Source organism: Aporhodopirellula sallentina SM41 (assembly GCF_000346505.1).
GTDB classification, from domain to species: domain Bacteria; phylum Planctomycetota; class Planctomycetia; order Pirellulales; family Pirellulaceae; genus Rhodopirellula; species Rhodopirellula sallentina.
Map to the genome: position 1 here is coordinate 1 of NZ_ANOH01000215.1, position 13,183 is coordinate 13,183.

The following is a 13,183-nucleotide window of genomic DNA, read 5'->3' on the forward strand; positions in this document are numbered from 1 at the left end:
GCTTTGGGAGGAGCGTTTCTCATAGGTCAATCTCTCGTTCAGGTTGATGTTCACATTGTGATTTCGACAAAAGCTCGGCAACGGTTCCTACGGGATCCCGGTTCGCGCGAACAGACACATGCGAATCTGGCCGGTGTCTGTAACAACCAAAAACGCCCGGCGACGGTTGTTAGTGGTGTGGGTTTCCAATCCGTGTTTTGTCCTGTTCCCGAGCCGCATTCCGCGCCCCGAAATTTGTTGTTGATCCGCTTCGCAGTCATTTCAGTCCGATGTGTGTTGATGTGAGCCGCAAGCGGGTTTTGTGGTTGCCACCGGCGGCTAGCGTCTTGCCGCTCACGACTCAGGGATCAGTGCCTAGCGAGACGGATTTTGTCTGCCGCCTCCGTCGCCACCCCCGCGGCGACCTCCCCCTTGGCGTCCTCCTCCGTCTTGACGTCCGCCTCCACCACGGCGTGCTCCGCCTTGAGGAACGACATCAGTGAGGCCGCGGAAATCAGGTCGTTCAACTCCATCCGGCGGTGACTTCACAACCGTGCGAAACAGGACGAGATTATCGAGCTTCACGTCGTCGGACCAAATGAATTTGGCTCCCTGGAAGTCATGTTCAAAGAACGGTTCCTTCGGTCCGACCTCTGCTTCGGTGAACTCTTTGGCATTCGGCCAATTGCTGTCATCGAAGTCGACGGCATACCAATCTTCCGGAATCGGAATGTTTTCGACTCGCGGGTTCTTCGTGTCGCCACCAATCGGCCCCCACGAAAACTTCTTTGCTTTCCACGTCGCGTTGGTCACCGTGCCGTCGCCGAGTTTCAGGATGAATCCACCGTCACCGATGCTGGTGTTGGCGTATTCCATCCCGGTTTTCGGATCAGCGTTGTCGATCCCCATCACGGCGATCGTCATTGGATATGCGGGCAACACATCAACAGACACCACGTTGTGCGGAACAAACGAAATGGAATCGACCGCCACGAGTTCGCCGTTGATGTACAGCTTGAACGAGTTGTCTGCGTAGACGTTGGCTTTGATCGTGTCGGCGATCCGTGGTTTGCGCGGTGGCTGGGCGTTTGCTCTATCACAAACTTCAGCAGCAACCAACATCGCAACAAAGAGGCTCACACAAAGGCGTGAAGACGTCACGTCAAATGCAGGTGACGTTTGCAACTTTGCGTCGTGGTGTCCTGGCGAGAGAGCCTCACTACAGTGCGCGGACTGTCGTGTCGCGACCGACCCAAACGCACGCGAGATTGAACAATGACTGAAAACGAAGTGACGAAGGTGATTGTTGATGTGCCGTATCATGTACATGTTAGTTTCGGGATGATTGACGAGGGATTGACTATTGTCGAGCTAGCGCATTTTGAACGATGATGTGGAAACTACTGACTCTCTTCTTTCCGTTGCGGCGTCGCGACTTGGTGTGAATCTCTTCCGTCAACCACGTACGAATAACCAACGTCGCCGTTTCGCCGACGCCCGCGTTCGGCTCCTGGCAGGTACGCTCGGACATAGTCCACGCGAGCTGAATCTCCATTCACGCGAACTCGGACATGTCCGCTACTGCCTTGGATTTCGCCGCCCAGGTATCCGTATTCGGCAGCGCTCTTGGTTCCGGATCGCGGATGACCGGGCTGCGGGACAAGTTGATAGACGATGCCGTCGAAATCCTGCTTGATGAACATGTGATCGTGGCCGTGGAAGACAACGTTCACACCGTGATCGACCAGCATCTGATGAATGGGTTTTCCCCAGCCGGGACGATGTTTCGCGAATTCGTCCTGTCCTGAAACACCTTTGCCGCCCCACTCCCAGAACGGAGCCGCTTCCTTACCACCACGCTGATTTCGGTCATTGCCGCCGACCAGGTGATGAAGAAACACAAACCGTAACTTCGCATCGCTCTGTTCGAGAGACCGCTGCAACCACTTGTATTGATGCTCGCCGAGCGTCCAGTTCCAATTGCTGTTGCTCCCGCCGCGCGACCGCGTTGTGGTGTGCCGAAACGGATCGAGCACAATGAACTGAGCGTCACCCCACTCGAACTGGTAATAGTTCTCCGGCAAACCCACGTTCCGTTCAGTTTGGTTGTTGCCCGTAAAGAAATCGTTCGGAAAAGGATTCGGCAGGTAACGTTTGCGAGTCGTTGTCGCCCAAACGTTGGAACCTCGACTTCCGGATTCGCCGTCGTGGTTCCCCAACGCAAAATACAACGCCGCGGAGTGGCAAAGGTGACCGAGATAATATCGCTGTGCGAGATACTGCGGTTCCGACAGTTCGGGTTTGACGTACTTGCCCGTCATGAAGGTGTCACCGAGTGCAAAATGAAAGTCGGGCTGATCTGACAGAGCGTTCTCCAACGTTCGGAGGTAGACATCGCCGCTGGTGTTTTCATCAAGATGTGAATCGGCCTGCACGGTAAAGACAAACGGGCTATCTTTGTCTCGCTGGGTGTGAAACGAGAACTCATCGCTCTGTTGGTTGCGGCCGTCGGCCTGATACATCACGCGATAAAAGTAACGCGTGTTCTTCGCGAGCGAACCGATCACAAAGTCATGCGGTTTACCCGCACGCAAGCTTTGAACGGATGTTTTGCCGGACAGCCTGCCGCTCTGTTCGCCATAGCTCACATACGCTGTGACGTTATCGTGGAACAGAACACGAACGGTCCCGCTATTATCGGTCAGCCGCCCCACGATGATGTTGAAGGGATGGTCGGGAACGCTGTTCGCGGGTGGTGGCAGTGTGTAGCCGCCGAGTCTGCTACCGCCGTTACGCTGCCTCTGCGCGACCGCGGTTTCCGAAGCGATCATCATGCCGCAAAACGCAAAAATGAAAAACGTACGTATCAAACCTGGGTTTCCTTGCGTCTTTGCGTGATGCATCGTGATTCTTTCAAACGTGGATTCATGCCAAGGCGAGATGCAGCGAAGGAAAGAATAAGTGCGGCGGTTATTCATGTTTGACTCTTCGTCCGGGTTCGTGATGCGCGTCATGGGAAAAGAAGTCGGAAGGCAAATCGGACAGATCCACCAACTCCAACATCACGGCTTTCGGACCACCCCGGCGTCGCGGAAGACCATCAAGCAACATTTTGTGAACGGTCCCATTGCCGGCGTCGAACCAGACTTCCACTTGCTTGGGACCACGAACGTCGCTGGATTTGCGAACACAGGTGAGTTGTGAAAGCAACGTGCCGTCGTCGGCGGTTTCCTGTTCATTGGCCAGCTCAACGTCGTACCCGAGCTTCAATTGCGACAGGTTGGCGTGAATGTTCAGGAAAGGCATGTCCTGTTGGCTGCCCGGCATTCTGCCTCGGAAACGATTCAGGTCCGTGGAAATATTGACGGGGCCGTTTTCACGGAACGCCCAACTGACCTGACCGTCGCACCCCGAGGTTCTTGTCTCGCCCGTCTTCAGCGACACGGTCATCACGTACTCGTCCGCACCGCGAACATGGATCGTTGCCCCGTCGATTTGCTCCGGCGATTTCCGATCCCCTGCCGACTTGGTCCGATTTCGCGATCGCTTGTCACGCGGATATTCTTCGACCACGTGAACTTTGTAGGTGCGGTCAAACGGCTTGGCCGCTACTTCCACTACCCTTTCGAGCGAAGCCATCGCCGCCGAAACACTTTGGTGCGGTCCGAACGCAACGAACATCACCATCACCGCAGTCGCAATCGCCACTAACGCGGCGGAGGCGTAGTGGACGAGGCTACGAGTTCCTTTCGTTGCGGGTTGAACGGGCTCGTTGTATCGGCCACTACCATTGACTGCATCAATGCGTTGCATCACGGAATGGATTCGCTCGGCTTCAGCCTCGTCATCGCGGCTCCCGAGATCCACCAGCAGTCCATGAATCAGGATTGAGTCGGCAACCCCCTCGCTTGCTTCGCGGGAAGACATGTCGCTTTCGCATGCCGAATTCTCATCCGCATCATCGAGCCATCGTGAAATTCGATCGCTGATCGGTTCGTTCATGACGTCGCCTCCGAGGCTGACAAAACGCCCTTCGTTCTCAAGCAATGGGCGAGCATCGCGCGGCCACGCTGGAGTCGCTTCTTGCACGCTTCGAGTGACAGCTCGAGTCGCTCGGCGACCTCCACGGCCGACAGACCATCAAAGTACCTGCCACCGATCACTGACTTCTGCCGCTCGGGCAGCCCATCGATGCATTCACGAAGCGCGGCCACTTTGTCGTCCCACGTGTCGCCCGCCAACAGGTTGATGTTTTCAAAGTGGCGATCAACGACCTGCAGCACCTCTTCATGCAGCATCACGGGAGCCGTTTTTTGCTTGCGGTAGTGAGCGAGTACCAACCGCGACGCGATTCCCCGAAGCCACGGCCCGAACGGCCGATCTAGATCGCATTCATCCAGACGCCGCCATGCAACCACCAGCGTTTCCTGGAACAGGTCGTCGACAGTCGCTTCGTCTCGGACCAGACCACGCAGATACACCGTCAACATCCGTGAGTTTTCACGGGCCAGAATCTCAAATGCTTTGCGGGCCTTCGTGTCCAACACAACGTCCAAACATGGGTAAGCCAAATTTGCCGACACTTACAACTGTCGCAAACGGCACATTCGGGGACAAAGAATCCGAAAGATTCGTCAAAACATCCGCTCCCCGGTTCGGACCGCCCCGCCCCAAACAAGCCCCGCCCCAAACAAGGCCAGCCACCAACGACTGCCCCTCGGAGCAGACACAACTTTAAACCGAGGAAGGCGTTACAGAGGGCTATCCAAGCGTCGGATGCCAAACCAAATGATGCATCGGAAGCTGCGACTGGCCATCACAAGAAGCGACTTGGCTAGACGAGCAGCTCCCGCAGGGGGCATGGAGCATTCGAGCGACAAAGGCATGATCGTACCGGACACCTTTGCTGAAGCGTTGGACTGATTGCGTGTCGCTAGGCGTCATTCTCTGGCAGGAATTCTGTGAATGCCGCCCAATCGTGATCCCAAACGGCTTGGCACTGGACATCGTGAGTTGCATCCGAGTCTTTCAATGAATCATGCATCGCCCCGATATCCGCTCCCTCTTTGATGTAGAACACCAACTCTTTCATCGCCGCGTTGGTCAACGTCAGCACGTGAATCCCTTCAGCCCCCTCCGAGACCGTTTCAATGATCCGGTCTTCCAACTCCGCCAAGGATTCATTCTCGGCAGCATCGGGAACATTGGCGTCTTTCGAATTCACCATCTGAACTGCAAACCCAAGTTTGATGCCGTAGTCCGGATGACCAATCATCTCACGGGCGGATTCGTTGACACGCATGAAAAGTGGCATTCCGCCATAATCGAGTTCGCAAACGGACCAACGCTGCTGTTTTGGATCAATGGTCATGGCTGCTCAAACTCGGGTGGATATGGTTTCGGACGACAGTCAAGAAGAACGATATGCTACTGGACAAACGCGACCAACTCGATCACCCGCAATTCTAGAATCCATCTCAGATGGTGACACCCACTATCCCTTGCCCCTTGGAATTTGAAGACCGCAAACTGGCTAAGTAGATCGATCGCGCCGGGGCGGAACTCAAACAACTGGTTGGCGAACGCAAAGCCGCGATAACGCCGTTTCCCCCGCGTCGGCACGAGATCAACGAGATCCGCAAGCGAGTGGCGAGGCTCAGCGGGAACGCTACGACAAAGCCCAGATCAAATGCGAGCACCTCGAGAAGGAAATCTGGCATCACCGACGCTGGGCAGACATCGATCACGAGAAAGCCGAGATGTCTGGCGTGAAAGCACAGGTCACACGCTACAACCGCCAAGCGGACGACTACGAAGCCAAGATCGTTCGCTCGCAAGAACAACTCGAACCGTTCTCCGAACACGGTGCCGACCTGTACGCCATGCTGGCCGACATCGAATCACGGTTCTTGGTGGCATAGGAAGACTCAACTATCATCATCGGGGCCGTCTTGGCCAGGAGCGGCGATCCACTTTCCTTCAATGGAAGCCGCGAGAACTTGAGCGATCGCCATTTGATCCTCTTTGGCGTGGGGATAGCCAGTGATGTTTGCATGATTCGGATTCTTGGGAAGAATCGGATCGGGAACAACACTCAATTTGTCAATCCGGCAACTGCTTGCTCGGATATTGGCGAGACCATAAAGCGTTCGTTGACGCTCTTCCGCGACGTCCAAACCAGCATGCCATGTTTCTTCATCGGTAGCTTCCCGATGTCGATTAACCGAGAGTTCCACATGCTTGTAAGGCAAGAAGAGTTTGTGCTTCACAGTGCCGTCTTTTCGCTTCTCATTGCTGTAAACAATGAAGCGAGCCAATAGCTCGTTGTCCGCTACTGGCAAAACATTACTGGGATCAATCATCCCTCAAAAACTCGAGCGATTTGATCAAGCAAAATCACCGGAATGCTATCGATGAAACGCACAGTGCCCCGAGGAGACTCAGTGCCAATCAATGCAGCCCAAAACAATCGATTGCTCGACGCAATACTTACCGACACAACTCGGCGAGGCTCCCGATACCATTCCAAGTTGATGTGACCATCTGGTTCAGCGGTAACTTCGGGTAAAGGAAATCCGAGGGGCAAACTCTCGACGAATTGAATCGCCGTGTCTCTCACCTCTTCTGAGATGGCGTTTTCGTCATCGCCTAGTTTCCAACTCTCGTTCGTCGCCTGCCAGGCTTCAAAAATTGCCTCCGTCGCGGTACTACGAGACAATGTCACCGCGTTATTGCATCGCTGCAAAATCTCGCTCCGAGTTCGGTCGAGCAACTGAGCGGCATTACTGGCTCCAGAAATCGTCGTCATGTTTGCCTTCTATTTGAATCGCTGGTCAGCGTCTTTCATGTAAGTGAAGAACACTTTGTTCTTAATGTACCTCATTTCCGACAAGGCGTGATCGAGTTGGCCGAAAGCGACGGCACGCGTGGTCGAAACATCAATGTCAACGATCAATACCCGCTTACTGCCAGTCCTTTCGGCAGCGGGCTGCATCGCTCTGATCAATCGGACTTCGTACGGGTACCCTTTGAGTGGGATTGTATCTTGATGGAAGAAAGAATCGGCAAGCAAGCCCATTCCCTTCAGTGGGGGCGGCAGTTGTTTTACGTATTTCGATGGTTTCTCGTTCTCTTTAAGTGGAATTTGTGAAATAAATCGTACTCCAATGCCCTCAATAATCTCCGGCTTTCCCTTCTCTCGATAGGCCCCCCAGAACGGCTCGGCCGCTTCAAACAGCTTCGGCCACGTTTCGTACGGTTGTAGGCGGCTGAAAACCAGAGAATTGCGTTTCCACTGACAGATGTACTTTCCGTCTGTCGAATTAAGTCGGAATCCATCCCAGTCGGATTTGTGATGCATCTCGACATTCCCATCTGGCGACCCACGAAATCTCGACTCATGTTGCATCTGGGGTTGTAGCTTGAAATCGGCGAATTCCCCCTCGAGCATTTCTTTCAATTCCAACTGCTCAAATGGAACTGATGGTGGGGCGTTGAACTGAAGAACGGCTTCGACAATCGGAGCATTTTGAAGCGTTGGAAACTCCTCGTGAAGATCGATTTCGAAGCGGGAAGTAGGCATTTCAGGTTTAGTATGTTGAAGTTATTGTTCCTGCGATTCGTCTAGGCGATGCACGACAGCCCGCTCACGCCGCCACTGCCGTTGACCGGATATCTTCCAGCAGTTTCATGATGCGGTCGACCTGCTCGCTGGTAAAGATGGCATCGGGGCCCTGGTGGCTGACAAGCACTACAACCTCGTGACCGACGATGACTTTCTGTGGGCGGCAGATGGCGGTGAGGGCGCGGCACGAAATGCGGCACGATTCGCCTCAAAAGCGGCACGAAATCCGGCACCGCAACCAGCACGCAGAAAACGAAAAAAGCCCGTTAAAACCGGAGTCAAACTGCGTTGAACACGGTGATAACGGGCTTGAATTGATGGAGGATAACGGACTTGAACCGATGACCTCCTGCATGCCATGCAGGCGCTCTCCCAACTGAGCTAATCCCCCTGAGGTTTTCGGAATTGGGGTTCCGTCACATTGATTTGTGAGGGCGGGAGTTTATCGAGGCTGGGGCGGGGGCGTCAAGGCCGTGGGGGAGGATTCTGGGGTGAGTTGGGTCGTTTTTTGGATCGAGTTCCGGTCTCTCCTGGGAACTGGGGTGGAAATCGGGGATGAAAAATGCGTAACACAGCAAATCGACGCTTTTTTCACGTGCCGTCCTCCGCTTTTTTGATGCCGTTGGTGCCATGAATTCGACACCTCTTCCCTCGCGATCCGTTTCACCGGAACCCGCTCCGATGTCCCCCCCTTCGCGTGTCGCCGAGAATCGAAAACGGAATCGACTCGTGACGGCGGTGCTGTTGGGAATCGTGTTCGGGTTTGGGTTGGTGACGCAGACGGGTTGCTTGGGGATCGTCAGCAATCTGATGCACGCGGTCGGTGCGGATCGCATCCCTGCCGAATGTGATGCGTTGAAGGATTCCAAGGTGGCCGTCGTCACCATGACGGACCAAAGCCATTACAGCGACGACATCGCCTCCCGGCTGCTCAACCGCCGCGTTCGCGACATCCTGTCGATGGAAGTCAAAGGGTTGACTCTGGTGCACGAGGACGCGGTCCAGCAATGGCGCGACACGCACGGGTGGGACAATATTGACTACCTCGAGATTGGTAAGAGCATCAAGGCGGAGAAGTTACTCGCGATCGAGCTGACCGACATGCGGCTTCGCGACGGCGCGACGCTGTATCGCGGCCGAGCGGGTGTGCAGTTAATCGTGTACGACATCGAGCAAGAAAAAGTCGTTTTCCGCAAGGAGATCGACGAATTCACGTACCCGGTCAACGCAGGCCAGTACACCAGCGAAACGACCGAGCCGAAGTTCCGCAAGCTGTTTCTCGGCATGTTGGCCCAGCGAATCGCTCGGGTCTTCCACCCGTATGACTTCGCCGACACGGTCGCCCTCGACGGGGCACTCGCCAGCGAGTAGCCACCGAACTCGCGAGAGCGAAGTGGTCGGAAGTGGTCGGATCGGTGTGAATTGCCGCGGGCAGTTCCATTCGCCGCCAGCATCTCACTGGCCGCCAGCTAGCTCGTTCGCCGTGAGCAATCATACGAGCCGCGAGCAATCATAAGAGCCGCGAGCGGGGTGAATCGCCGCGGGAAAGTCGTCCGGCCGTCGACGGCTGACTCTCCCGCAAATCTTCTTGATGCGGGACACGTTGCACGGCGCCGCACATTTTCCCTGGCTTGCGTCCTGAACTATGCGCGGGGGAGCGTTTCAGATCGTGCTGTCGGCACGTTTCTGTTGGCGAAATATTTTGCCGCAGCGGACGCCTGCCGGGGAGCGAAAATCGGCGGCCGCGGTTGACGCAGTGGAGTCGACAAGGGGTTGGTGATCCTGGACAATGTTCCCGAAAAGACACCGTCCGGTTCCCGAAAAGACAACGTCTGCGGAAACCAGGGACATTGTTTTTCGCCGCTGAATTTACCCTCGTGCTCTCCAAATCCAGAAAACACTCGCATGTCAAAAACGGCTCGCCACGAACTCGTCGTCTTGGGAGGCGGTCCCGCAGGTTATGTTGCCGCGATTCGGGCTGCCCAGCTCGGCATTGATGTCGCTTGCATCGACGAAAACCCGCGTTTTGGAGGCACCTGCGTTCGTGTCGGGTGCATCCCCAGCAAAGCGTTGTTGGAATCCAGCCACCTGTACGAGGAAGCCAAACATCGCTTCAGCGAACACGGGGTGATGGTCGGCGACGTCGAAGTCAAACTCGATGTGATGATGGCACGCAAGAAGAAAATCGTTGACACGCTGACCGGCGGCATCGACATGCTTTTCAAGAAGCGAGGCGTGACGGCGTATCACGGCCGAGGCAAATTACGTGACTCCGAGTCGGTCGAAATCTCGCCGACCGAAGGTGCCGCCGACGACCAACCGACCGTTGTCGAGGCCGACCAAATCCTGCTCTGTCCCGGCAGCGTCCCGGCACGTCTGCCGTCGGTCGAAGAGGACGGAGACCGGATCGGCAACAGCACGACGGCGTTGGCGTTCCCCGAAGTGCCAGAAGTACTCGTTGTGATCGGTGGTGGTTACATCGGGTTGGAACTCGGCAGTGTTTGGAACCGTCTTGGCGGCAAGGTGATTGTCCTTGAGGCGTTCGATCGTGTTCTGCCCGGTCTCGACAAAGAACTCGGCAACCTCGCCGCTCGTGCACTGAAGAAACAGGGCATCGAGATGCGTACGGGGACGATGGTTGAATCGGCGCGGGTCGACACATCGCAGTCCAAACCGTGCACCGTTGAAGTCAAAGGCGGTGATCCGATCTATTGCGACCGCGTGTTGCTCGCGACCGGGCGGGCGCCCGCGACGGATGACTTGGGACTCGCCGCGGCGGGTGTCCAAACGGACAAACGTGGGTTCATCGAAGTCAACGAGAATTTCGAAACGAGCGTTCCGGGAATCTATTCGGTGGGTGACTGCATCGGCGGCGCGATGCTCGCTCACAAGGCGATGGAAGAGGGTGTGGTCTGCGTCGAGCGGATGGCGGGAATCGCCAGCGAGATGAATTACGACGTCATCCCGGCGATCGTTTACACGCACCCCGAGATCGCGATGGTTGGCAAAACCGAAGAACAACTCAAGGAAGCCGGCGTCGAGTACAAAAAAGGCGTGTGTCCCTTTGGAGCCAACGGCCGTGCACGCACGTTGGGCGATACCGATGGACGGGTCAAAATCCTCGCCGATGCGGAGACCGACCGGGTTCTCGGTGTTCACATCATTGCACCGCGGGCAGGCGATTTGATCGCCGAAGCGGCATCAGCGATGGAATACGGTGCCAGCAGCGAGGACATCGCTCGTACCTGTCACGCTCACCCGACACTCGCCGAGGCGGTGCACGAAGCGGCGATGGACGTCGACGACCGTGCGATCCACACCGCGTAAGTGACGCTCCAATAGAGTCCGCACGGATGGGATGACCGCCATCGGTCGAACCGTACTTTGTCATGTGAGTTAAACGTTATGGACGATCCCGCCAAGGATGATCCTCTCAGCCTCAACGCCGAACCGATGTTTATCATCGGTTGGCGTGAATGGGTTGGGATGCCCGACCTGACCGTGCGGCAGGTCAAAGCCAAGATCGACACGGGGGCACGTTCCAGTTCCATTCATGCGTTCGATGTCGAAACGTACATGCAGGACGATGTCGAGCGGGTGCGGTTTTCGATCCATCCGGTTCAAAACCGGGACGACGTTGCTGTCAACGCGGATGTCCCCATCCTCGAACGGCGACACGTGCGTAGCAGTAACGGCGATGTTTCCGAGCGGATTGTGATTCGAACTCGTCTGGAAATCCTGCAGCGGAGCGCTCTTGTCGATTTGACGCTGGCAAACCGCGATACGATGGGTTTTCGGATGTTGGTCGGGCGCGAGGCGATTCGCAATCATTTCTTGGTTGACCCCGGCGCCTCGTTCCTGGCCGGACGTCACCGACGAAAAAAACGCCGACCGAATTAGGGCGGTAGACACCTATCATCGAATCCCCCCGCCTACGATAAAGCTTTCCGAACACGTTGGTGAATCGATTCGACGTCGGGAGTTGAACAGCGGTGTCGCGTGTTAATCGCGACGAACGCCGACCGAACGTTGAGTTTCCAGCTGGGTATCCAACCAGAATGATCGCGGTCATTTCGGTCGCCCGCGTTTTGCTCTGTCCTGCTGCCATCGCCCCGCGGCCACTGTCCCGCTGCTACCGTCCCCTACAAAGACATCGCTCAATACAAAGAAAGACCAATGAAGCTAGCAATTCTCTCCTGCAGTCCGAAGTGCTACTCGACGCGTCGTTTGCTCGAAGCGGCACAGCAACGTGGCGCGGACGCGAAGGTACTCAACACGCTGAAGTTCGCGATCGACCTCGAGCAAGGCGAACCGGACCTTTATTACCGCAGCAAACATCTCGGCGATTACGACGCGATCCTGCCGCGGATCGGTGCGTCGATTACTTACTTCGGCACCGCCGTTGTTCGGCAATTCGAACAGATGGATACGTTCAGCGCCTGTTCCTCGGCCGGCATCACCAACTCGCGTGACAAACTCCGCAGCCTGCAAATTCTCAGCCGGCATCAAATTGGTATTCCGCAGACCACGTTCGTGCGCGACCGCAAGGACATCTTGCCGGCAATCGAACGAGTCGGCGGTGCGCCGGTCGTCATCAAACTACTCGAAGGCACGCAGGGCGTCGGCGTGATCTTGGCAGAGTCGGTGAAGGTCGCCGAAGCGATCATCGAAACACTGCACAGCACGCGGCAGAACGTCCTCGTCCAACGGTTTGTTTCCGAAAGCAAGGGACGCGACATCCGCGCGTTCGTGGTCGGGGATCGTGTTGTCGCGGCGATGCGGCGGGTCGCCGTTGGAACCGAATTTCGCAGCAACGTGCACCGGGGCGGCGTGACCGAATCGATCGACCTGCCTCCTGTTTACGCCGAAACGGCGGTGCGTGCGGCGCAGATCATGGGACTGCGTGTTGCCGGCGTCGATATGCTCGAAGCGAAGGACGGCCCGCAGGTGATGGAGATCAACTCATCGCCGGGGCTCGAAGGGATCGAGACCTGCACGAAACTGGACATCGCCGGTGCCATCATCGACTACATGATCGCTCAGGTCGATTTCCCCGAGGTTGACGTACGCCAACGCTTGACGGTCAGCAGTGGATACGGCGTTACCGAGATCCATATTCGCGACGGGTCAGAAGTGGTTGGCAAAACGATCGATGAATCAGGGTTGCCTGAACAGGACATCAATGTTCTGACATTGTACCGCGGCACCACGGTGATCCCGAACCCACGGTTGAAACGAACGCTCGAACCGAACGACCGCTTGCTGTGTTTCGGCAAACTCGAATCGATGCGGAGCATGGTGCCGGAAAAAGTTCGCAAACGGCGTCGCCCCAAAATCAAGCAACTGCCCGAATCCGCCAAGCAGATTCAAGACGAGATCTCGCATCAATAGCAGGCCTGCTCGCATATTGACGGTTGCTGCAAAAGACAGTTTCTCTTGATGGAGTGATTGCCCCCGACATTGCGAATGATATTGCACGCCAGTTCCGAAGGTGTCGCCCCGATCCGACAATCGTCACCTGTTAGAATCATCGGTGATGGCCGTGCCGAAACGACTCCGCAGGCCGTCGCTTTGCCCGTC

General features: G+C 56.2%; 13 protein-coding genes and 1 tRNA gene. 5 read left to right on the top strand and 9 right to left on the bottom strand.

All coding sequences use genetic code 11. The features are described from left to right. Positions 1–354: 354 nt before the first annotated feature. The 5 genes from RSSM_RS13995 to RSSM_RS14015 form a co-directional block, all read right to left on the bottom strand. On the bottom strand, positions 355–1,101 hold the full coding sequence (locus tag RSSM_RS13995) for a hypothetical protein (RefSeq protein WP_044302539.1): 747 nt from the start codon (positions 1,099–1,101) through the stop codon (positions 355–357). A 278-nt stretch (positions 1,102–1,379) separates the two neighbouring features. Beyond that, the gene (locus RSSM_RS14000) at positions 1,380–2,957 is read right to left on the bottom strand and encodes a metallophosphoesterase (RefSeq protein ID WP_236621147.1); all 1,578 of its coding nucleotides are present in this window, start codon (positions 2,955–2,957) and stop codon (positions 1,380–1,382) included. Beyond that, positions 2,950–3,981 carry a hypothetical protein gene (locus tag RSSM_RS14005; RefSeq protein ID WP_008679790.1) on the bottom strand — a complete coding sequence of 344 codons (1,032 nt, stop codon included), beginning with the start codon at positions 3,979–3,981 and terminating at the stop codon, positions 2,950–2,952. Before RSSM_RS14005 ends, RSSM_RS14000 begins: the two co-directional genes overlap by 8 nt. Beyond that, complete coding sequence (locus RSSM_RS14010; protein ID WP_008679792.1) at positions 3,978–4,526, bottom strand: sigma-70 family RNA polymerase sigma factor; 549 nt, start codon at positions 4,524–4,526, stop codon at positions 3,978–3,980. The genes RSSM_RS14005 and RSSM_RS14010 overlap by 4 nt, the downstream gene beginning before the upstream one ends. Positions 4,527–4,912: 386 nt before the next feature. Continuing rightward, positions 4,913–5,350 carry a DUF695 domain-containing protein gene (locus RSSM_RS14015; protein ID WP_008679794.1) on the bottom strand — a complete coding sequence of 146 codons (438 nt, stop codon included), beginning with the start codon at positions 5,348–5,350 and terminating at the stop codon, positions 4,913–4,915. A 388-nt stretch (positions 5,351–5,738) separates the two neighbouring features. Between RSSM_RS14015 and RSSM_RS33745 the strand changes: the two genes are divergently transcribed. Further along, entirely contained in the window at positions 5,739–5,900 is a 162-nt protein-coding gene (locus RSSM_RS33745; RefSeq protein ID WP_008679800.1) for a hypothetical protein, read from the top strand. A gap of 6 nt (positions 5,901–5,906) precedes the next feature. On the opposite strand, the gene RSSM_RS14025 is transcribed toward RSSM_RS33745, so the two are convergent. The 4 genes from RSSM_RS14025 to RSSM_RS14045 all read right to left on the bottom strand — a co-directional run bounded on the left by RSSM_RS14025 (position 5,907) and on the right by RSSM_RS14045 (position 7,994). Then, on the bottom strand, positions 5,907–6,341 hold the full coding sequence (locus tag RSSM_RS14025; RefSeq protein ID WP_008679802.1) for a hypothetical protein: 435 nt from the start codon (positions 6,339–6,341) through the stop codon (positions 5,907–5,909). Continuing rightward, positions 6,338–6,787: a hypothetical protein gene (locus RSSM_RS14030; RefSeq protein WP_008679804.1), complete on the bottom strand. Its 450-nt coding sequence runs from the start codon at positions 6,785–6,787 to the stop codon at positions 6,338–6,340. The genes RSSM_RS14025 and RSSM_RS14030 overlap by 4 nt, the downstream gene beginning before the upstream one ends. A gap of 9 nt (positions 6,788–6,796) precedes the next feature. Further along, entirely contained in the window at positions 6,797–7,561 is a 765-nt protein-coding gene (locus RSSM_RS14035) for a TIGR04255 family protein (protein WP_008679806.1), read from the bottom strand. Between the two features lie 360 nt (positions 7,562–7,921). Next, positions 7,922–7,994 (bottom strand) — tRNA-Ala (locus tag RSSM_RS14045). A 290-nt stretch (positions 7,995–8,284) separates the two neighbouring features. Between RSSM_RS14045 and RSSM_RS14050 the strand changes: the two genes are divergently transcribed. The 4 genes from RSSM_RS14050 (at position 8,285) to RSSM_RS14070 (ending at position 12,994) form a co-directional block, all read left to right on the top strand. Then, on the top strand, positions 8,285–8,974 hold the full coding sequence (locus RSSM_RS14050; protein ID WP_044302540.1) for a hypothetical protein: 690 nt from the start codon (positions 8,285–8,287) through the stop codon (positions 8,972–8,974). 534 nt (positions 8,975–9,508) lie between these two features. Then, complete coding sequence (lpdA, locus tag RSSM_RS14060) at positions 9,509–10,930, top strand: dihydrolipoyl dehydrogenase (protein WP_008679816.1); 1,422 nt, start codon at positions 9,509–9,511, stop codon at positions 10,928–10,930. Between the two features lie 78 nt (positions 10,931–11,008). After that, positions 11,009–11,503, top strand: a complete 495-nt coding sequence (locus RSSM_RS14065; RefSeq protein ID WP_008679817.1) for an ATP-dependent zinc protease family protein — start codon at positions 11,009–11,011, stop codon at positions 11,501–11,503. A 276-nt stretch (positions 11,504–11,779) separates the two neighbouring features. Further along, a complete protein-coding gene (locus RSSM_RS14070; protein ID WP_008679819.1) occupies positions 11,780–12,994 on the top strand; it encodes a RimK family alpha-L-glutamate ligase in 1,215 nt (404 codons plus the stop codon). Positions 12,995–13,183: the final 189 nt, after the last annotated feature.